Below are 21,545 nucleotides of genomic sequence, written 5' to 3' on the forward strand. Positions count from 1 at the left end.
CTATAATCGCTGCCACCGTGCCTTGCACGCTCACGTGAGACTGCCTTGACTGCCAAACGAACCGGATTCCCCTGGCCTTCCCGCCGCGCCGCCGTGCGCGGCTTCATCATCGCCGGCTGCGCCGCGCTGGCCGCAGCCGTGCTGCTGGCCGCCTGGCTGTTCCTGTACGTGCGCCCCCGCCTGCCCGAACTGGACGTCATCACGGACTACCAGCCGAAGATACCGCTGCGCGTGTACACGGCCGACAATGTGCTGATCGGCGAATTCGGCGAGGAACACCGCGACTTCGTGCCGATCGCGCAAGTGCCGGAAATGATGAAGAAAGCCTTGCTGGCCATCGAAGATGGCCGCTTCTACGAACACCACGGCATCGACTTCGTGCGCGCCGGCGGCGCCGTGCTGTCGAACCTGCGCCACGGCTTCGGCCACGGCGGCGGCTCCACCATCACCATGCAGGTGGCGCGCAACTTCTTCCTGACGCGTGAAAAAGTCGCCTCGCGCAAGCTCAATGAAATCATGCTGGCCCTGAAAATCGAGGCTGCCCTGTCGAAAGACCAGATTCTCGAGCTGTACATGAACCAGATGTACCTGGGCCAGCGCTCGTTCGGCTTCGGCAGCGCGGCGCAGACGTATTTCGGCAAGCCCCTGTCGGAACTGTCGATCGCGGAAATGGCCATGCTGGCCGGACTGCCGCAAAACCCCTCGCGCCACAACCCGATCAGCAATCCGAAAAAGGCGCACGCGCGCCAGCAGCTGGTATTGAAACGCATGCGCGAACTCGATTACATCAGCGAAGGCCAGTACCGGCAGGCGCTGGCCCAGCCGCTGCATATCAACAGCCGCGGCAAGCAGGGTTTCGACACGCACGCCGAATACGTGGCCGAACTGGCGCGCCAGGCCGTGTTTGCGCAGTTCAAGGAAGACAGCTACACCAAGGGCATCAGCGTCTACACGACGATTTTGAAAGCCGACCAGGACGCGGCCTACGCCTCGACGCGCCGCAACGTCATCGCCTACGACCAGCGCCACGGCTACCGCGGCCCGGAAACCTTCATCGACATGCCGCTTGAGGCCGAGCAGCGCGACGACGCCATCGATGCGGCGCTGCAAAAACGCCCGGACAGCGACGGCCTGATCGCCGCCGTCGTCACGGAAGTGGTGAGCGGCAAAGTGATCGCCGACACGGGCGATGGCGACGCCAAGGCCATCACGGGCGATGGCTTGCGCTTTGCCGCCCCGGCGCTATCGGCCAAGGCGGGCGCCGGCATCAAGCTGCGCCCGGGCGCCGTGATCCGCATCACCCAGGACGCCAAGGGCAACTGGGCCATCACGCAAGTGCCGCTGGTGGCCGCCGCTTTCGTCTCGCTGGACGCGGAGACGGGCGCCTACCACGCCATGGTGGGCGGCTTCGACTACAACCTGCAAAAATTCAACCACGTGACGCAGGCGTGGCGCCAGCCCGGTTCGGCCATGAAGCCGTTCGTGTATTCGGCGGCGCTGGAAAAAGGCTTTTCGCCTGCCACCCTGATCAACGACGCGCCGCTGGAAATGCAGGCGGGCGGCAAGGTCTGGGCGCCGCAGAATGACGACTTCAAGTTCGACGGCCCCATCACCATGCGCTACGCGCTGGCGCAGTCGAAGAACGTGGCCTCGGTACGCATCCTGCGCGCGCTGGGCGTGTCGTACACGCACGACTTCATGGAAAAATTCGGCTTCGACCCGGCCCGCCAGCCCAGCAATCTGACCATGGCGCTGGGCACGGGTTCCGTCACGCCCGTGCAGATGGCGGGCGCCTACGCCCTGTTCGCCAATGGCGGCCACCAGGTGGAACCGTATTTGATCGACCGCATCGTCGACGCCAAGGGCACGGTGCTGATGCAGACCAAGCCGCCCGCGCCGAACGACGACAAGACCCTGGCGCTGGACCCGCGCAACGCCTTCGTGATGGACAGCATGCTGCGCGAAGTGGCGCGCACCGGCACGGGCGCGGCGGCGACGAAAAAGCTGGGCCGCAGCGACATCGCCGGCAAGACGGGCACCACCAGCGACGCCGTCGACGGCTGGTTCGCCGGCTATGGCGGCGGCATCGTGGCCGTGGCGTGGATGGGCTATGACGAGCCCAAGTCCCTGGGCGGACGCGAATTCGGTTCGACCCTGGCCATGCCGATCTGGATCGACTACATGCGCACGGCCCTGTCGACGCGCCCGCAAATCACGCGCGCCGTGCCGGCGGGCCTGAGCCAGGTCGATGGCGAATGGCTGTACGACGAATTCATCGACATGAACGGCGTGAAAACGCTGGATATGGATGTGGAGACGCCGACGGATCCGGCGGCAGTGCCGGAGACGGTGCCGCCAGAAACCACGAACTGATGGTAAAGGGCAGTTCGCGTAGGTCGGGTTAGCCGGAACGGCGTAACCCGACATGAGCCGCCGTCCGCGCGTGTCGGATTACGCTACGCTAACCCGACCTACCTCGCCGCTCATACTCAAATACCCGCGCACCGTACTGACGACGCTATCGGCGAAATCGTCGACATTGACCTTCGCCGCGCGGTATTTCCAGCGTTTCACGTACCAGTCCTGGAACAGTGCCAGGCAGTGCGCGGCCAGCAAGGTGGGATCGCCCTGCGGCTTCGGTTCGATTTCCCCGATGGTGGCGGCGATCAGGGTCTGCACATACAGTTCCGAATTCTTCGCCATGCTGCGCTGCTCCACCTGCAGCACGCGCGAATCCATGAAGACAAAATAAAACCACGGCTGCAGCACTTCGGACAGGTAGATCGACGAGCGTATCATCGCCTCCAGGCGGTCCAGCGGCGACTTCACGTCGGCGAACAGCAAGGGCAACGCTTGCGTGGCGTGGCGCACCACGTCCTCGATCATTTCAGCCAGTTGGTCCTTGCTGGTGATGTAGCCATACAGGCCGCCCATCGACAGTCCCGTCTCGCGGCACAGGTCACGCAAGCTCATGGCGCGGAAACCCACGTCATTGGCCAGGCGGAAGGTGGCGACGAAGATGCGTTCAAGATTTTCCAGCGCCGGCTTGCGGCGCTTGACGCCGATACGTTCCGCGTGGCGGTCAAGAATATATTCCCAGATGTTTTCGCCATTCAAAGGCGTCATCTGCTGAAACTGTTCAAAATTAAAATGGGTCGACAAGTGCATTCCCAAGTAACGGTGTAGGAGCGATATCCATGCTATGCCTGGACGCGGCATGGCAAGACGGCGGGACGGCTGATGCCGGGCCGATTATAGCTCAGGAAAACAACTATTTGACTTTTCAACTATGCAATGGGCATATAAGCAACGTCAAATTCCCACAGTTATTGCGCTGCATCATGCAATTCAAATGCAATTTAAATCCAGCAGTGCTACATTCAAAAAACCGAGCGCTCGCTATTTTTAATGCATCGAGAATGTACAGGAGCGCACGGTTCATCGCTACAGCATCGACATTTCCACTCATTTCCACTATTAATAATACATAACGGAGACAAAATGAAGACTCGCTTTTGGCAACTGCTATCCACCCTTCTGCTTTCCCTCGCCATCCTGCCCGGCAGCGCCAGCGCCGCCGGCTACACGCAAACGAAGTACCCGATCGTGCTGGTGCACGGCCTGTTCGGCTTCGACAAGCTCGGTCCCGTCGAATATTTTTATGGCGTCCCCGCCGCCCTGCGCAGCGGCGGCGCGCAAGTGTATGTGACCACCGTGTCGGCCGCCAACAGCACGGAAGTGCGCGGCGAACAGCTGCTGTCGCAGGTGCGGCAAATCCTCGCCGCCACGGGGGCAAGCAAAGTCAATTTGATCGGCCATAGCCACGGCGGCCCCACGGCCCGCTATGTCGCCTCCGTGCGCCCCGACCTGGTGGCGTCCGTCACCAGCGTGGCCGGCGTCAACAAGGGTTCCAAGGTGGCCGATATCCTCAGCGGCGCCATACCCAACACCAGCGGCGCGCTGGGCAATGCGCTCGCCTCGCTGATCGGCATTTTATCGGGCAACAAGGGTTTGCCGCAAAACGCGGGCGCCTCGCTGGCGTCGCTGTCGACGGCCGGCTCGCTGGCTTTCAACAGCCGCCACCCGCAAGGCGTGCCCGCCTCCGCCTGCGGCGAAGGCGCCTACCAGGTGCAAGGCGTGCACTACTTTTCGTGGAGCGGCGCGCAACCGTACACGAATGTGCTCGACGTGGGCGACCCGCTGCTGGCCGCCATCAGCCTGGCCTTCGGCGGCGTCAAGAACGATGGCCTGGTCAGCAGCTGCTCCAGCCACCTGGGCAAGGTGATCCGCGACGACTACGCCATGAACCATCTCGATGAAGTCAACCAGTTCGTCGGCATCGTCAACCTGTTCGAGACGAACCCCGTCACGGTCTTCCGCCAGCAAGCCAACCGCCTGCAAGGCCTGGGACTGTAAGGAGCCTACGATGCGCACGAACGCGAAATGGATCATCGGCGGCAGCCTGGCCGCCCTGGCCCTGTACCTGGTGCTGCGCCCCGGGGAGCCGCCCGCCCCGCCGCCGGAAAAGGCGGAACCGGACTTGTTCGCGTTCGTGCGCTCGATGGAAGGCACGCGGCCCGACGGCAACGTGACGGTGGCACCCGGCGACAAGCTGGTGGTCGACGCGGAACTGGGCCACCTGTTCGACTACTACCTGGCGGGCCTCGGCGAAAAGCCGCTGGCCGCCATCCGCAGCCAGATCGAGGCGGAACTGGACCGCCGCCTGGCGCCCGTCCCCGCCCGCGAAGCCAAGCGCCTGCTGGGCGCGTACCTGGCCTACAAGCAGGCGCTGGCCGGCGCGGAACAGGCCTTGCCGGCGCAAGCCGATGCGGTCCTGGCGGCGCGCGCGCGCCTGCAAGCCATGCGCGCCTTGCGCGGCAACTATTTTACAGCCGAGGAAAGCGCGGGCCTGTTCGGCGCCAGCGACGCGTATAACGACGACGCCGTGGCGCGCATGGCCATACTCGGCGACGCCTCGCTCGACGAAGCGCAGCGCCAGGCGCAACTGGCCGCGCTGGACCAGAAAATGTCGCCGGCCCAGCGCGCCGCGCGTGACGCGCCGCTGCAGGTGGCGCAGCTGGACGCCTCCGTCAAGACCTTGCGGGCACAGGGCGGCGGCGACAATGAAGTCTACCGCCTGCGCGCCAGCACGTTCACGCCGGCAGCGGCGGCGCGCCTGGCGGAACTGGACCGCGAGGAATCGCAGTGGCAGCAGCGCATCATCGCGTACCAGGCGGCCAAGGCGCAACAGGCCGGCCAGCCCGGCGGCGCGCAGGATGCGGCAGCCCTGCAGCGGCTGCGCGACGCCAGTTTCTCGCCGGAGGAACAGCGCCGGCTGGGCGCCTACGAATAGCCATCAGGCCAGCTGCGCCAGCAAGGCTGCCGCCGCCATCACGTCCGTGCTCTCGCGCCCCTGCCGGTAGCCCGCAAGGACAGGAGCCAGCACGGCATGCGCGGCGGCGCCGCGGCCTTGCGCCTGCAGCACGGCCGCCAGGCTGGTGGCGCAGCGCAGTTCCCAGCCCGGCGCCTGCTGGCCCCTGGCCAGCAGCAGCGCTTCTTCCAGCTGCGCCCGCACCGCTTCCAGGCCGGCCGCATCGTCTTGCGCCAGCGCCCGCCAGCGGTGGTGCGCGTCGCGGCGCAGTACCTCCGGTGCGCTCCATGGCGCCAGGCCCATGCGCGCGCGCCGCAGCGCCTGGCTATCGGCGGCCGCGTCGTGCAGGGTGGCCATCAAATCGACCTGTATCGGCCAGCTGCGCACCGACGGCCAGGGGAATGGCGCCATCGCCTCGCCCCCGTCGAGCAGGCGCTGGTAGGCGGCGCCCCAGGCGCTCCAGTACAGCAAGCCATAGCGGGCCGCGTGTTCGCACAGCAGGCAAATCCACGCATGCGCCAGTTCCCGCTGCCCGCACCACAGGGCGACAGGAATGGCATTGATGGCCAGCGCCACGCACAGTGTGACGCCATTGTGCTCGAAGCCCACCGCCACCGCCTCGCGCGCCAGGACCAGGGCATCGTCGGGGCGGCCCTGCATCCACAGGCAGCGCGCCAGCGTGCCGCGCAGGCAAACCTGATGATCGGCCAGCAAGGCATTGTTGAAACCGAGCTGCGCCGCGCCCTCGGGATGCGCCAGCACCATGCGCGCCAGCGCCGCCGACTGCGCGTAGCGTCCCTGCACATATTCGCCCACGGAGCGCATGCGCGCCAGCACCAGGCGCATCGCCGTGTCGTCGCGCGTTGCGCACAGGACGGCCAGCTCGGTGACGTAGTTGTCGGCGCGCTGGAAATCGGCCAGCTTCAGGCTGCATATCCACATGCCGCAAATGGCTTCGGCGCGGCGGCTGCCATCGTCCGTGCGCATGGCCAGCGCATAGCCGCGCTGGAACGAACGCAGCATGGTGCCGGTGATGCCCTGCGTATGCAGCAGCAGGTGCGCCTGCGAGGCATGCAGCTGCATCTCGCTGTCGGGATCGTCCACCGCATGCGCGGCCATGCGCTCAAGCGCCCGCTCGACGCGCACGCGGTATTCATCCATCAGCGACAGCTGATAGAACAGGGTTTGCGCGGCCAGGGTCAGCGCCACGCCCAGCGCCACGTCACCCTCCTCGCCGAAAGCCCAGTCGATGGCGGCGCGCAGGTCATCGACATGGCGGCCATAGCACGCGCTCCAGCGGGCCGGCGGCATGCTTGCCCAGTCGGCGGCGATGCGCCCGGCCAGTCCCAGGCAATGACGCGCATGGCGCAGCAGCACGGCGCCCTCGCCCCCGCCCGCCGACAGCTGCGCGCCAGCATAGGCGCGCGTGGTGTCGAGCAGCCGGTAATACACATGCTGGCAGCAAAACTCGATGCTGACGAGGGACTTGGCGGCCAGGTCGGCCAGCGTGTCGAACACGTCGCATCCCGCCACGGCGCTGGCCGACTCCAGCCGGAAGCGGCTCCTGAACACGCTCAGCGCCTGCAGCACCTGGCGCTCCTGCGCGTCGAGCAGGCCGTAGCTCCAGTCCAGGGTGGCGCGCAAAGTCTGGTGGCGCAAGGGCATGTTGCGCGCGCCGCGCGTGAGCAGGCGAAAGCGGTCGTCGAGCTGGCGGCGCAATTCGTGCAAGCCGAAATGGCCGATGCGCCCGGCCGCCAGCTCCAGCGCCAGCGGAATGCCATCGAGGCGCCGGCAGATATCCACCACCACGGGCACGTCGGCGTCGACCAGCACGAAAGCATCGTCGACGGCCGCGCAGCGTTCGCAAAACAGCTGCACCGCGGCGAAGTGCCGGGCCGCCGCCGCATCGGGCACGGCATCGGCCGGCGGCAATTCCAGCGCGGGCAGGCGCTGCAGCTGTTCGCTGGTGAGGCGCAGCGGCTCGCGGCTGGTGGCCAGCACGTGCAGCAGCGGCGCGCCCTTGAGCAAGGCGTCGGCCAGGGTGGCGGCCGCGCCGATCACGTGTTCGCAGTTATCAAGCACGAGCAGCATGTGGCGCGGGCGCAGGTAGGCCAGCAGGACCGGCATGGCGTCGCCGGCCGGCACCGCCACCCCGAGCGCCGTGGCCAGCGCCAGCGGCACCAGGCGGCCCTCGTCCAGCGGCGACAGGTCGACGAAACATACGCCGTCGGCATAGCGGCGCAGCACGCGCGTGGCCAGGACGACTGCCAGGGTGGTCTTGCCGATGCCGCCCGGACCGGCAATGCACAGCAGGCGCAATTGCAGCAGCTGGTTGGCCATCGTTTGCAGCACCTCGGCGCGGCCCAGCATGCGCGTCAGCATGACGGGCAGGTTATGCCGCGGTTCGGCGCCCGCCGCACCGGACGCCGGCCCGCCCGTGTGCGCCAGCGGCGCCAGGAAGCCGTAGCCGCGCCCGGGGATGGTGGTGATGTAGCGCTGGCCATCGCGGCCATCGCCAAGCGCCTTGCGCAGCGCCGCCAGGTGCACGCGCAAGGTCGCGTCGTCGACCACGGCATTGGGCCAGACGATGGCCACCAGTTCATGCTTGTCGACGATGTCGCCGGCGCGCTCCAGCAGGGCCAGCAGCAAGTCCATGGCCCTGCTGCCCAGGCGCAGCGCGCGATCGCCCTCGAACAGCAGGCGTTCTAGCGGCAAAAGGCGAAACGGGCCAAAGACATAGGCCGGGACAGGACTGTTTATCATTCTTGCGTGGAGGAGAAGGTGTTAAAGCACGCGGCTTGCAGTGGCCATATTCTACTGAGCATCCGCGCCATGCCGCATGGCGCCGTGTTTCGGCACTGTTACAAGGCCGGCCGGCGCGCCAGCGGACAGCAGCGCGGCCACCTCGGACGCGGGCGCCGGGCGGTGCAGATAAAAACCCTGCACCTGCGGGCAGCCCAGCCGCCTCAGCTGCGCCAGCTGTTCCCCGTTTTCCACGCCCTCGGCCAGCGCCTGCAAGCCCAGGCCATGCGCCAGCGCAATGGTCGAGGCGACGATCACGGCGTCACTGCCTGCGCTGCCATCGAGGTCGCGGATAAAGGAGCGGTCGATCTTGATGGTGTGAATCGGCAGCATCCTGACATGGCTCAAGCCCGAATGGCCGGTGCCGTAATCGTCAAGCGAAATGCTCAGGCCCAGCGCGCGCAGCTGGCGCAATCCCTGCGCCGCCTGCGCCATGTCGTCGATGCAGCAGCTTTCCGTCACTTCCAGCTCCAGCAGGCCGGGAGGAATGGCGTGGCGCTGCAGGCAGCCCAGCACGAAGTCAGGCAAGTGCGGCTGGCACAGCTGGCGCGCCGAGACATTTACCGCGACCGGCACCAAAGGCAGGCCAGCCGCGCGCCACTGCGCCAGCTGGCGGCAAGCCGCATCGATGCCCCAGTTGCCCAGCGCCGCGATGGCCTGCGTCTGCTCGGCCAGGCCGATGAATTCGTTCGGGTAGACCAGGCCATGGCGCGGATGCTCCCAGCGCAGCAGTGCTTCCAGGCCGACCAGGCGCAGTTGCGCCGTATCGAACTTGCCCTGGTAGTGAAAGCGGAACTCGCCATCGACGATGGCGCTGTCCAGGCGCGCCTGCAGCTCCCGGCTGCGCGCCGACGCCACCGGTGTGCCTGCCGGCCCAACCCGCGCCTGGCGCCGCGCCCGCCACAGCACGACGCAGCCGAGCCAAAACCTTGCCAGGCGCGCCACTAGGCCAGCAGGCGCGGCGCGGCCGGCACACTGCGGCGCGGCAAGGTGTGCGCCGGCCCCTGCTGCAGGCGAAACACGCTGACCACCTGCAGCAGCTTCGCCGCCTCGCCTTCCAGCGATTGCGACGCGGCCGCCGCCTCTTCCACCAGGGCCGCATTCTGCTGCGTCACTTCATCCATCTGCAGCACCGCCTGGCTGACCTGGCCGATGCCCGTGCTTTGCTCGGCGCTGGCAGCCGTGATGTCGGCCACCATCTGGCTGACGCGGCCCACGGCCGCCACCACTTCCTGCATCGTGGCGCCAGCCTGCGCCACGAGGGCCGCGCCCGCGTCCACCTGCTGCGTGGAATTGGCGATCAGGGCGCGGATATCGCGCGCCGCCGCCGCGCTGCGCTGCGCCAGGTTGCGCACTTCCGTCGCCACGACGGCAAAGCCGCGCCCCTGCTCGCCCGCGCGCGCCGCTTCCACGGCCGCGTTCAGGGCCAGGATATTCGTCTGGAAGGCCAGCATGTCGATCACGCCGATGATGTCGGCGATCTGCGCCGAAGAAGCGCTGATGGCATCCATGGTATGGATCACCTGCCCCACGGCTTGCCCGCCAGCGCCGGCGATATTCGCCGCCTCGACGGCCAGCACGCTGGCGTGACGGGCATTGTCCGCGTTCTGCTGCACGGTGGAGCTAAGTTCCTCCATGGCCGATGCCGTCTGTTCGAGCGAGCTGGCCTGCTCCTCGGTGCGCGACGACAGGTCGATATTGCCGGCCGCGATCTGCGACGACGCCGTGGCGATGGTGTCGGTGCCGCTGCGCACCTGCTGCACGATGTCGAGCAGGTTGCCGTTCATGATGCACAGCGCGTCGAGCAGCTTGCCCGTTTCATCGCCGCCGTGGCGGCCGAAGGTCGATGTCAGGTCGCCGGCGGCCACGGTCTGCGCCACGGTCAGGGCATGGCGCAGCGGATTGACGATGCTGCGCGTGACCAGCCAGGCCGTGACGAGCGAAAAGAGCACGGCCAGCGCGCTCAGTGCCAGCATCATGTTGCGCGCCGTGGCGTATTCGTGGCCCACCTGGGCGCCCGCCTCCTCCATCAGGTCATGCTGGTGCGCGATGAGGCTTTCCAGCGCCGCCATGTAGCGCAGCTGGTCGCCGCGCACGGTGCCGAGCAGCAAACTGGTCGCTTCGTCGCGCGCCCCTTCTTCCAGCAGGGCCAGTACCTTGTCGCGCCCGCCGTTGAACGTGGCCCGCGCCTGCGTCACGGCCGCCATCTGCTGGCGGCCCTGCGGCGACAGCACCACCTTGTCCAGCTGCGCCAGGCCCTTTTCCGTTTCGCCGCCCGCCCTGGCGATAGTGGCGCGTTCCTGCGCCAGCTGCTGCGGCTCCGTCATCAGCAGCAGGTTGCGCGAGGAGCGCGCGATGATGTTGACATTCTTGATGATGTCGTTGGCCAGCACGGTTTTCGGATATTTGTCATCGATCACGTCGCGCATGCGCAGTTCCAGGCTGGACAGGCGCAGCATGCCCAGCACGGCGGTCGCCAGCAGCAGCAAGGTCAACAACGCAAAGGAGCAGCGCAGGCGCGTGCCGATTTTCATATTTGCCATCTTTATTCGCATCCTTCAGTGTGGTGCATCGGTCATCGCGCCGGGCTCGCATGCAAGGCTGACGGCAATGGCTGCCGCCTGCCACGAATGGCTGGACGCAGCAGGCGGAGGGGTCAGCCGGGATGTGGCCGAGGCGGGAACAAGGGTGGTACGGCAGGCAGTGTGAGTTATCTCACAAGCAATGTCGCGTTAAGTTTTGAAAAGATTTGCTTAGATGGCAAAACAGCTATTCTTATAACGCTGTTTTTTTAGTAAGTAGTAACCGCAGTGCGAACCTGTGCGCGCATGTGGAAACGGCCGCGCAAGGCGGCCGTCCGGAAGCGCATGCTGGCGCCGTCAATCCGTCAGAACACTTCCCACTCGTCGTCGCGCGGCGCGCTCTGGCGCTGGGATGGCACGGCGTGCAAGGCCGGGCGGCCTGCGGTGGGGCGTGATGCGGGACGCGATGCAGGACCCGCTGCCGGACGCTTCGGCGCCGCGCTGGCCAGCGCGGCGCGCGGCGCGGCCGGCCTTGCGTTCGCGTTTGCGCGCGCGGCAGGCGCCTGGGCGCCATCGATCTTGAAGACGCTGACCACGTCGGCCAGCTGGCCCGATTGCTCCTGCAGGGATTCGGCCGCGGCGGCCGCCTCTTCCACCAGGGCCGCGTTCTGCTGCGTCACCTGGTCCATCTGGCCGATGGCCTGGTTGATCTGGTCGATGCCCGAGCTTTGCTCCTGCGTGGCCAGGCTGATTTCCGCCATGATGTCCGTCACGCGCTGCACGCTGGAGACGATTTCGGCCATCGTGCTGCCCGCCTCGGCCACCAGCTTGCTGCCCGCGTCGACCGCCACCACGGAGTCGCCGATCAGGGTCTTGATCTCTTTCGCTGCGCCAGCGGATCTTTGGGCAAGATTACGCACTTCCGTCGCCACGACGGCGAAACCGCGTCCCTGCTCGCCCGCGCGCGCCGCTTCCACGGCCGCATTCAAGGCCAGGATATTCGTCTGGAAGGCGATGCCGTCGATGACGGAAATGATGTCGACGATCTTGCGCGACGAGTCGTTGATGGCGTCCATGGTCTGCACCACCTTGCCTACCACTTCGCCGCCTTTCACAGCCACGCCCGAGGCGCTCAACGCCAGCTGGTTGGCCTGCTGGGCATTGTCGGCGTTCTGCCGCACGGTGGACGTCAGCTCTTCCATCGACGACGCCGTCTCTTCCAGCGAACTGGCTTGCTCTTCCGTGCGCGAGGACAGGTCCAGGTTGCCGCTGGCAATTTCCGACGAGGCCGTGGCGATGGTCTCCGTGCCGCTGCGCACCTGGCCGACAATGCTGACCAGGCTGGAATTCATGTCCTTGAGCGCCTGCAGCAGCTGGCCCGTTTCTTCCGTCGTGTGCACCTCGATGTGGCTGGTCAGGTCGCCCGAGGCCACCGTCTGCGCCACTTTCACGGCCGAGTTGATCGGCTGCGTGATGGCGCGCGTGATGTAGGCGGCGCAACCGATGCCCAGCGCGGAGGCCAGCAAGCCGAGGATGACCATCAGGCTTTCCGAGCGGATGACGGCCGCGCTGCCGTCCTTGACGCTGGCGTCGGCCACGCCGTTATTGAGCTTGATGATGTCGTTGAGCGTGCCTTCGGCCTTGCCGAACAGCGCACGCGAATCCTGGTACTGCTTGTAGAACGCCACGAACAACTCTTTCTGCCGCGGCTCGTCGCGGTTGTCGGCCAGCTGGCGCAAGATGGCGCGCACCTTGTCGTCGTCCGCCTTCCAGGCCGTCCACTCGCCCTGGAAGCGCTGCCACAGCGCGGCTTCCTCGGTAGTCTGCGGCAGCGGTTCGTACAGCTTGCGGCCCGCCTCGATATTGTTCCAGGCCTTGGTGCGCAGCTGCAGCGCTTCCGCGAACTTGTCCTGTGCCTGGTAATTGTTTTCATAGATGGCGGCCGTCAGGGTGGCGGCGGCAACGGCCGTCTGGCCTTCGCTGATCATCATCAAGCCCTGGATCGACGGCAGGCGCACCACGCCGATTTCATTGACGGCGCGCCCCACGGTGGCGATGCCCGTGTAGCCGCTGATGCCCACCACCAGCAAGGCCACCATCATCACGGCGACAAGCGTCGCCAACTTCCATTTGATCAGTAAATTCTTAAACATGGCGAGGTCCTTTATAAAGTCACGAAGACTGCTGGCGAAGTCGGGGCTGGCATGTTCGAGTAAAACAGCTGACACTTGTATAAAGGCGGCGGGGATGGGGCGTACGCTTCGTTACAATTGGCGAGATTTTATAAGTGGAAGCATAGTGGAAAACGGACGCGCTGACAGCTACATACTTGATACAAATCAATATTTCTTTCCTTACTGTGGTGCGCCTTGCACAGTGGCATCGAAAAGCCGTCCCATGCCCTGCTTTGGTGCAAAAAATCCCCGCGTGTCGCTATTGGCTACGCAGTTGATAGTCGTATAAGATGAGCAACAAGCAAACAACAGGCAGACCATGGCTTATCCTATCGAACACAAACTGGTGATCGGGGTCGCTTCCAGCGCCCTGTTCGACCTGGCCGAATCGCACCAGGTCTACCTCGACAACGGCCCCGAGGAATACCGCAAATACCAGGAAACGCATATCGACACGGTCTTGCCGCGCGGCGTAGCCTTTCCCTTCATCCGCCGCTTCCTGAACATCAACAAGCACTATCCGCGCCAGTCGCCCGTGGAAGTGGTGCTGTTTTCGCGCAATTCGCCGGAAACGGGCTTGCGCGTCATGCACAGCATCGCTCACTACGGCCTGGACATTTCGCGCGCCGCCTTCATGACGGGCAAGTCGCCGTATCCCTACCTGCCCGCCTTCAATGCCTCGCTGTTCCTCAGCGCGAATGAAGACGACGTGCGCAGCGCCCTGGCCTGCGACTATCCGGCCGGTCTGGTGCTGCCGTCGCGCACGGAAGACGACGAAAACGACGAGGAACTGCGCGTGGCCTTCGATTTCGACGGCGTGATCGCTGACGACGAAGCGGAAACCGTATTCAAGCGCAATAACGACGTCGATGAATTCCACGCCCATGAAACCCTGAACGTAGGCACGCCGCACCGCCCCGGCCCGCTGGCCGGCCTGTTCCAGAAGCTGGCCACCATGCAGCGCCTGGAAGAAAGGGCCCAACGGCGCGACCCCGGCTATAAAAAGATCCTGCGCATCGCCATCATCACGGCGCGCAACGCGCCCTCGCACGAGCGGGTCGTGACGACCCTGAAAAGCTGGGGCGTGGCGGCCGACGAAACGTTTTTCCTCGGCGGCATGGACAAGTCCCGCGTGCTGGCCGTGTTCAAGCCGCATATCTTCTTCGATGACCAGTTGAGCCACCTCAAATCGGCGGGCGGCACCATCCCGATGGTGCATGTCCCGTTCGGCGTTGCGAATGTCCGCGCAGGATAAAACCTGCTGCCCGTCGTGCTTTGCGGCCTGCGATGCTCACCGTACTAAAGTACGGTTGCGCTTCTTAGCCACAAATCACTGCCCCTCACGACGGTTTTCTCAAGCGCGGAGATATAAGTGATGGTCTATAATCTCGCCTGTCGGCGCCGTCACTGGCGGCGCTGCGCGCACCACAGCTGTCCCATTCAACTGCCTCTGCCACTAGTGTCATCGCCTGCATGTCCTTAGACTTAACAAAAGCCCTCCCCAAGCCCGGCAACCGCTATGCGCTGCCCGCCCTGTATGGTTCATCCGACGCCTATGCCCTGGCGCTGGCCGCGCTGGAATTGAAAGCGCGGGGCCAGATGCTGGCCGTGGTGGTGGCGCAGGCCAGCGATGGCCAGCGCCTGCTCGATGAAATCCCGTGGTTTGGCGGCAAGGACCTGCGCTGCCATTTGCTGCCGGACTGGGAAACCCTGCCCTACGACGCGTTTTCGCCGCACCAGGACCTGGTCTCCGAGCGCCTGGCCACCCTGCATGAAATCCAGACGCGCCAGTGCGACGTGCTGATCGTGCCGGCCACCACGGCCCTCGTGCGCCTGGCGCCGCCGTCCTTTTTGGCCGCCTACACCTTCTTCTTCAAGAAGGGCGAAAAGCTCGACGAAGCGCGCCTGAAGTCGCAGCTGACCCTGGCCGGCTACAGCCATGTGTCGCAAGTGATGTCGCCCGGCGAATACTCGGTGCGCGGCGGCCTGCTCGACCTGTTCCCCATGGGTTCGGCCCTGCCCTACCGGCTCGACCTGTTCGGCGACACCATCGAGACCATCCGCACGTTTGACGCCGACACCCAGCGCTCGCTGTATCCCGTGCACGAAGTGCGGCTGCTGCCTGGGCGCGAATTCCCCATGGATGAAGCGGCGCGCACCACCTTCCGCAACCGCTGGCGCGAACAGTTCGAGGGCGACCCATCGCGCTCGGTCGTCTACAAGGACATCAGCAGCGGCATCGCCTCGGCCGGCATCGAATATTATCTGCCCCTGTTCTTCGAGCAGACGGCCACCCTGTTCGACTACCTGCCGCCCGACGCCTCGCTGGCCCTGGTAGGCGAGATCGACGCGGCCATTGGCCGCTTCTGGACCGATACCCAGTCGCGCTACCGCTTCCTGAAGGCCGACCGCGAGCGGCCGATCCTGCCACCCGAATCGCTGTTCCTGTCGGACGAGCAGTTCTTCGGCCTGGCCAAGCCGTATCCGCGCCTGGCGATCGCCAAATCGAACGATGCGCTGGCCTCCGAACTGTCGGCGCCCGTGCCGAACATCGCCGTCAACCGCCGCGCCGACGATCCGCTGGCCAACCTGCGCAGCTACCTGCTGCAAGCGGGCCGCCGCGTGATGATCTGCGCCGAATCGAACGGCCGCCGCGAAACCCTGCAGCAGTACTTCACCGAATACGATCTGCACCTGACGCCGGTGGAAGGCAGCGACGTCTTCCTGCAATCAAGCGCCAAGCTGATGCTGGGCGTGGCGCCGCTGCACGCGGGCTTCGAGCTGTTTACGCCGGAAGGAAATTTATCCTTCATCACCGAGACGGAGCTGTATGCCGGTTCCGGCCGCCGCGTCGGCACCAAGAAGCAGGAAGGCGTGACGCAGGTCGAGTCGATGGTGCGCGACCTGTCGGAGCTGAAGATCGGCGACCCCGTCGTGCACATCAACCACGGCATCGGGCGCTACATGGGCCTGACCAGCATGGACCTGGGCGAAGGCGAGACGGAATTTTTGCACCTGGAATACGCCAAGGACACCAAGCTGTACGTGCCCGTGTCGCAGCTGCACGTCATCTCGCGCTATTCGGGCGCGTCGCCGGAAGACGCGCCGCTGCATTCGCTCGGCTCGGGACAGTGGGAAAAGGCGAAAAAGCGCGCCGCCGAACAGGTGCGCGACACGGCCGCCGAGCTGCTCAACCTGTATGCGCGCCGCGCGCTGCGCCAGGGCCACTCGTTCGAATTCTCGTCGCACGACTACCAGCGCTTCGCCGACAGCTTCGGCTTCGACGAAACGCCGGACCAGGCCGAGGCCATCCACAACGTCATCAAGGACATGACTTCCGGCAAACCGATGGACCGCCTCGTGTGCGGCGACGTCGGCTTCGGCAAGACGGAAGTGGCGCTGCGCGCCGCCTTCATCGCCGTCATGGGCGGCAAGCAGGTGGCCATCCTGGCGCCCACCACCCTGCTGGCGGAACAGCATGCGCAAACCTTCGCCGACCGCTTTGCCGACTGGCCCGTGCGCATCGCGGAATTGTCGCGCTTCCGCAGCGGCAAGGAGATCACGCAGGCGTTCAAGGGCATGGCCGACGGCACCATCGACATCGTCATCGGCACGCATAAACTGCTGTCCGACGACGTGAAGTTTACGCGTCTGGGCCTGGTCATCATCGACGAAGAACACCGGTTCGGCGTGCGCCAGAAGGAAGCCTTGAAGGCGCTGCGCGCGGAAGTGGACGTGCTGACCCTGACGGCCACGCCGATCCCCCGCACCCTGGGCATGGCGCTGGAAGGCTTGCGCGACTTTTCCATCATCGCCACGGCGCCGCAAAAGCGCCTGGCCATCAAGACTTTTGTCCGCAGCGAGGGCGAAGCCATCATCCGCGAAGCCTGCTTGCGCGAGCTCAAACGGGGCGGCCAGATCTACTTCCTGCACAACGAGGTGGAAACCATCCAGAACCGCCTGGCCATGCTGACGGAATTGCTGCCCGAGGCGCGCATCGCCGTGGCGCACGGCCAGATGCATGAACGCGACCTGGAAAAGGTCATGCGCGACTTCGTCGCCCAGCGTTTCAACATCCTGCTGTGCACGACCATCATTGAAACCGGCATCGACGTGCCGACGGCGAACACCATCATCATGCACCGCGCCGACAAGTTCGGCCTGGCGCAGCTGCACCAGTTGCGCGGCCGGGTGGGACGCTCGCATCACCAGGCCTACGCCTACCTGCTGGTGCACGACGTGCAAGGCCTGACCAAACTGGCGCAGCGCCGCCTGGACGCCATCCAGCAGATGGAAGAACTGGGCAGCGGCTTTTACCTGGCCATGCACGACCTGGAAATCCGCGGCGCCGGCGAGGTGCTGGGCGAGAGCCAGTCGGGCGAGATGACGGAAATCGGCTTCCAGCTGTATTCGGACATGCTCAACGAAGCCGTGCGCTCGCTGAAAGCGGGCAAGGAGCCGGACCTGGCGGCGCCGCTGGCCTCGACCACCGAGATCAACCTGCACGTGCCGGCCCTGCTGCCGGCCGACTTCTGCGGCGACGTGCACGAGCGCCTGTCGATCTACAAGCGCCTGGCCAACTGCGCCACGCAGGACAAGATCGACGATATCCAGGAAGAGCTGATCGACCGCTTCGGCAAGCTGCCCGACGCCGTCAAGGCCCTGGTCGAGACGCACCGCCTGCGCATCGCGGCGAAAACCGTGGGCATCGTCAAGATCGACGTGCATGGCGAGGCGGCCACCCTGCAATTCATGGCCAAGCCGCCCATCGACCCGATGCGCATCATCGACTTGATCCAGAAGAACCGCCATATCAAGCTGCATGGCCAGGACAAGCTGAAAATCACGGCCGCCATGCCGGACCTGGCCGCGCGCGTGACGCAGATCAAGACCACCATCAAGCAATTGACGGTGTAGACCATTTCGACAATCTATGCAGGACTGCCCCATGACCAATACCAAGACCATCACCATGAATCTGATCCTGCAGGGCCTGGACGGCGATAGCGCCCGCCTCGAGCGCATCGCCGCGCTGGCCGCGCCCACGTCCATCACGCGCCTCGGCCCGAACGCCGTGCGCTGCGAGCAGATCGCCTATTCGCCGGCGCTGCGCCCCACCATCGAAGTGGCGGCCCAGGCGGCGCAGCTGGACGCCACCTACATGATGGGCCAGCGCGAACTGAGTGAATTCAAGCTGGTGGCGATGGACATGGATTCGACCCTGATCACCATCGAGTGCATCGATGAAATCGCCGACATGCAGGGATTGAAACCGCAAGTGGCGGCCATCACGGAAGCGGCCATGCGCGGCGAACTCGATTTTAGCGCCAGCCTGAAGCAGCGCGTGGCCCTGCTCGAAGGCCTCGACGCATCGGCCCTGCAGCGCGTCTACGACGAGCGCCTGAAACTGTCGCCGGGCGCGCAAGCCATGCTGGCGGCCGTGCAGAAGGCCGGCCTGAAAACCCTGCTGGTGTCGGGCGGCTTCACCTTCTTCACCGAACGCCTGAAAGAGCGCCTCGGCCTCGACTACACGCACGCGAACGAACTGGAAATCGTCGACGGCAAGCTGACGGGCAAAGTCCTCGGCGGGATCGTCGACGCCGAGGAAAAGCAGCGCACGGTGGAGCGCGTGTGCAAGGAGATGGGCATTTCGCCGTCTGAAGCCATCGTCATGGGCGACGGCGCCAACGACTTGAAAATGATGGGCATCGCCGGCCTGTCCGTGGCCTTCCGCGCCAAGCCCGTGGTGCGCTCGCAGGCCGACGTGGCGCTGAACTTCGTGGGACTCGATGGCTTGCTCAACGTATTGACCTGAGTTGGCGCCATCTGGCGGACGGTGCGCGCACGATGGCATAAGTTTGCTATATTGCAAACTTATGCGCATCCCGCCAACCCATCGTGAAAGTACACCGCATGCCGCCACCGCTGCCAGAAGAGATACAACGCCACCTGGATGTGTTTGTCGCCGCCGCGCACAGCGCGTTTGGCGACGACCTTGCCGCCGCCGTGCTGTTTGGCTCGGCCGCCGATGGCCAGGTGCGCGCCACCTCCGACGTCAACCTGCTGTTGCTGCTCAAGCGTTTTACGCCGCAGGCGGCCGATACATTGCGCGGGCCCTTGCGCCTGGCGCACGCCGCCATCGATTTGCAGGTGATGTTCCTGCTCGAGGGCGAATTGACGCAGGCCGCCGACGCCTTCGCCGTCAAGTTCGCCGACATCATCGCGCGCCACAAGGTGCTGCACGGCCTTGACCCTTTCGCCAGCCTGCACACCAGCCGCGACGCCGTGCTGCGCCGGCTGCGGCAAGTGCTGCTCAACCAGCAGGTGCGCATGCGCGAACGGTATATGCTATTGAGCCTGAATGAGGAACAGCTGGCCGGCGCCATCGCCGACGCAGCCGGTCCGCTGCGCGCGGCGGCGGCCTCGCTGGCGCAGCTGGAGGGCAAGTCCGCGCTGTCCGGCAAGCAGGCGCTCGAAGCGTTTGTCTACCAGCTGGGCGACCCTGCCCTGCACTCCGCCTTGCAAGCCATGTCGGCGGCGCGCGAAACGGCGCGCCTGGCGCCGGGGCAAGCCCTGCCCGCCTTTACGGGCTTGATGACGATTACCGGACACTTGCGCGAACACGCGGAGCACATGCGGTGAACGGCTTCAATCCCTTTGACTGGAGCGGGCCATGGTTCCTGCTGGCCTACCTGATCTTCGGCGTGCTCGTGTACTACCTCGCGCGCGAGCTGCTGATACGCCAGGAGCTGCGCAATCCGCATGCCAAGCTGTCGCTGGCCGATGATCCCTACCGCATCGCCTTCTTGCGCGGCGGCGCCCTCGAAGCCGTGAAAATTGCCGCCATCGTGCTGGTCGACCGCGGCTTGCTGCGCGCCGATGGCCCGCTGCTGGAAACGGCCAGCGCCGACAGCCTGCGCTTCGCCAATCACGACATCGAACGCGACGTGCTGCGGCTGTATCTGGGCCGCCAGGCCCACAGCAGGGAACTGGCCGAGCAGGCAGACATGCTGCCATCGTGCCGCGCCTACCTGGACTCCTTGAAATGGCAGGAATTGCTGGTCGGCCCGCGGCTGCTGCGCCGGCGCCAACGCATCACCGGGGCCGCGCGCTACCTGCTGCTGACGGTGGCCGCCGTCAAGGCCGTCATCGCCATCAGCCGCCAGCACTACAACCTGCTGTTCCTGGCCCTGCTGCTGGTGATATTCCTGCTCATGCTGCGCGGCTTGCGCACCCAGGCGACCAGCTGGAGCGCACAGCGGCTGCTGACCGACTTGCGCATGCTGTTTGGCCGCCTGAACATGCGCTCGTCGCGCCTGAACCCAGGCAGCAGCAGCGCCGACATGGCACTGCTGGCCGCCATCTTCGGCCTCGGCGCCCTGCCCGTGTCCGTGTACGCCTATGTCGCCGAGCTGTACCCGGTACCCCGGAAAAACACGGGCGGAGACTCCTCGTCCAGCAGCTCGGGCGACTCGTCATCGGGCGGTGGCGACGGCGGCGGCGATGGTGGCGGCTCTTCCGGCGGCTGTGGCGGTTGCGGCGGTGGTGGCGGCTGTGGCAGCTGACAAGAGTCCGGCACGCGACCGCGTCGGCCTGGGCTGGCGCGGCGAACTCGCTTCCGGCATCCTGTCCAACCTGGCGCACATCGACGTGCTGGAAGTGATCGCCGACGACTATTACCGCGCCGCGCGCGCCGGCATCGACGCCTTGCGCAGCATGGCGCGCCAGGTGCCGGTCAGCCTGCACGGCGTGGGCATGGGCCTGGCGTCGACGATACCGGCCGACCCGCGCCGCCTGCATGCGATGGCGCGCCTGATGCGCGAGGTGCAAGCCGAGTCGTGGTCAGAGCACCTGAGTTTTGTGCGCGCCGGCGGCGTGGAAATCGGCCACCTGGCGGCGCCGCCGCGCACGCCGCACAGCGCCGCCGGCGCCATCGCCAATATCGCGCTGGCCACGCGCATCGTCGGCAGCGCGCCGCTGATGGAAAACATCGCCCCCCTGGTGCAGCCGCCCGCCAGCACGCTGGACGAAGCCGCATGGCTGGCGCAGATCATCCACGGCGCGCAAGTGCCGCTGCTGCTCGACCTGCACAACCTGTATGCGAATGCCGTCAATTTTGGCGAGGCACCGGAGGAACTGCTGCTGCGCTTGCCGCTGGACAGGGTTGGCGCCGTGCACCTGAGCGGCGGCCACTGGATCGACGCGCCGGGCGGCGGCCAGCGCCTGCTGGACGACCATCTGCACGACGTGCCGCCCGCCGTCTTCGCCCTGTTGACCGTGCTGGCGCGCCAGGCGCCCCAGCCCCTGACGGTGATCGTCGAACGCGACGGCAATTACCCATCGTTCGAGCATGTGCTGGACCAGCTGGAGCTGGCGCGCGCGGCCTTGCGCGCGGGGCGAAACGCATGAGTTCCCCCGCACTGGAAACCTATTTGGCAAGGCTGTACACGGACGACGCCCTGCGTGCAGCCTTCCTGCGCGAGCCCCGTGCGCAAGCCTTGCTACAGGGCTTGTCGCCACAGGAAGTCGATGCCATGGCATCGATGGACCACATCGGCCTGCAGATGGCGGCGGCCAGCTATCGCGCCAAACGGGCCGGACGCGCCGAACAGGGCGGCCAGCCCAGGCCGGCGCAGCGCTGGTGGCGCCGGCTGCTGGCTGCCTGGACCTGACGGC

Annotated in this window: 15 protein-coding genes; 10 read left to right on the forward strand and 5 right to left on the reverse strand. The window is 65.9% G+C overall.

Features of this window, described 5'->3' with window-relative positions; all coding sequences use genetic code 11:
• Window positions 1-45: 45 nt before the first annotated feature.
• Window positions 46-2,373: a penicillin-binding protein 1A gene (locus BLT98_RS03990; protein ID WP_244517375.1), complete on the forward strand. Its 2,328-nt coding sequence runs from the start codon at window positions 46-48 to the stop codon at window positions 2,371-2,373.
• Between the two features lie 78 nt (window positions 2,374-2,451).
• On the opposite strand, the gene BLT98_RS03995 is transcribed toward BLT98_RS03990, so the two are convergent.
• A complete protein-coding gene (locus BLT98_RS03995; RefSeq protein WP_244517376.1) occupies window positions 2,452-3,126 on the reverse strand; it encodes a TetR/AcrR family transcriptional regulator in 675 nt (224 codons plus the stop codon).
• A 375-nt stretch (window positions 3,127-3,501) separates the two neighbouring features.
• On the opposite strand from BLT98_RS03995, the gene BLT98_RS04000 reads away from it, so the two are divergent.
• Both BLT98_RS04000 and BLT98_RS04005 read left to right on the forward strand, forming a co-directional pair.
• A complete protein-coding gene (locus BLT98_RS04000; protein ID WP_092605423.1) occupies window positions 3,502-4,416 on the forward strand; it encodes a lipase family alpha/beta hydrolase in 915 nt (304 codons plus the stop codon).
• A 10-nt stretch (window positions 4,417-4,426) separates the two neighbouring features.
• On the forward strand, window positions 4,427-5,353 hold the full coding sequence (locus BLT98_RS04005; protein WP_092605425.1) for a lipase secretion chaperone: 927 nt from the start codon (window positions 4,427-4,429) through the stop codon (window positions 5,351-5,353).
• Window positions 5,354-5,356: 3 nt separating this feature from the next.
• Here BLT98_RS04005 and BLT98_RS04010 read toward each other — a convergent pair whose 3' ends face one another.
• From BLT98_RS04010 to BLT98_RS04025, 4 genes are all read right to left on the reverse strand, one after another.
• Window positions 5,357-8,086: an ATP-binding protein gene (locus BLT98_RS04010; RefSeq protein ID WP_170846280.1), complete on the reverse strand. Its 2,730-nt coding sequence runs from the start codon at window positions 8,084-8,086 to the stop codon at window positions 5,357-5,359.
• Between the two features lie 99 nt (window positions 8,087-8,185).
• On the reverse strand, window positions 8,186-9,031 hold the full coding sequence (locus tag BLT98_RS04015; RefSeq protein WP_170846281.1) for a putative bifunctional diguanylate cyclase/phosphodiesterase: 846 nt from the start codon (window positions 9,029-9,031) through the stop codon (window positions 8,186-8,188).
• Window positions 9,032-9,117: 86 nt separating this feature from the next.
• Window positions 9,118-10,716 (reverse strand): methyl-accepting chemotaxis protein, encoded by a 1,599-nt coding sequence (locus tag BLT98_RS29640; protein WP_280141156.1) that lies wholly within the window; start codon window positions 10,714-10,716, stop codon window positions 9,118-9,120.
• Between the two features lie 344 nt (window positions 10,717-11,060).
• The gene (locus BLT98_RS04025; protein ID WP_092605431.1) at window positions 11,061-12,848 is read right to left on the reverse strand and encodes a methyl-accepting chemotaxis protein; all 1,788 of its coding nucleotides are present in this window, start codon (window positions 12,846-12,848) and stop codon (window positions 11,061-11,063) included.
• 340 nt (window positions 12,849-13,188) lie between these two features.
• On the opposite strand from BLT98_RS04025, the gene BLT98_RS04030 reads away from it, so the two are divergent.
• The 7 genes from BLT98_RS04030 (at window position 13,189) to BLT98_RS04060 (ending at window position 21,541) form a co-directional block, all read left to right on the forward strand.
• Window positions 13,189-14,124, forward strand: a complete 936-nt coding sequence (locus BLT98_RS04030; protein ID WP_092605434.1) for a 5'-nucleotidase — start codon at window positions 13,189-13,191, stop codon at window positions 14,122-14,124.
• A 218-nt stretch (window positions 14,125-14,342) separates the two neighbouring features.
• The gene (gene mfd, locus BLT98_RS04035; protein ID WP_092605436.1) at window positions 14,343-17,786 is read left to right on the forward strand and encodes a transcription-repair coupling factor; all 3,444 of its coding nucleotides are present in this window, start codon (window positions 14,343-14,345) and stop codon (window positions 17,784-17,786) included.
• Window positions 17,787-17,841: 55 nt separating this feature from the next.
• Entirely contained in the window at window positions 17,842-18,684 is an 843-nt protein-coding gene (gene serB / locus BLT98_RS04040; protein ID WP_070256887.1) for a phosphoserine phosphatase SerB, read from the forward strand.
• A gap of 98 nt (window positions 18,685-18,782) precedes the next feature.
• Window positions 18,783-19,511, forward strand: coding sequence for a nucleotidyltransferase domain-containing protein (locus BLT98_RS29645; RefSeq protein ID WP_139179052.1), 729 nt, complete (start codon window positions 18,783-18,785; stop codon window positions 19,509-19,511).
• Window positions 19,508-20,434: a TIGR04222 domain-containing membrane protein gene (locus BLT98_RS29085; RefSeq protein ID WP_092605440.1), complete on the forward strand. Its 927-nt coding sequence runs from the start codon at window positions 19,508-19,510 to the stop codon at window positions 20,432-20,434. Before BLT98_RS29645 ends, BLT98_RS29085 begins: the two co-directional genes overlap by 4 nt.
• Window positions 20,424-21,278, forward strand: coding sequence for an MbnB/TglH/ChrH family RiPP precursor modification enzyme (locus tag BLT98_RS04055; RefSeq protein WP_170846282.1), 855 nt, complete (start codon window positions 20,424-20,426; stop codon window positions 21,276-21,278). Before BLT98_RS29085 ends, BLT98_RS04055 begins: the two co-directional genes overlap by 11 nt.
• Entirely contained in the window at window positions 21,275-21,541 is a 267-nt protein-coding gene (locus BLT98_RS04060; RefSeq protein WP_092605444.1) for a hypothetical protein, read from the forward strand. Before BLT98_RS04055 ends, BLT98_RS04060 begins: the two co-directional genes overlap by 4 nt.
• Window positions 21,542-21,545: the final 4 nt, after the last annotated feature.

Origin of the sequence: Janthinobacterium sp. YR213, assembly GCF_900099875.1 — a bacterium.
Taxonomy (GTDB): Bacteria; Pseudomonadota; Gammaproteobacteria; order Burkholderiales; family Burkholderiaceae_D; genus Janthinobacterium; species Janthinobacterium lividum.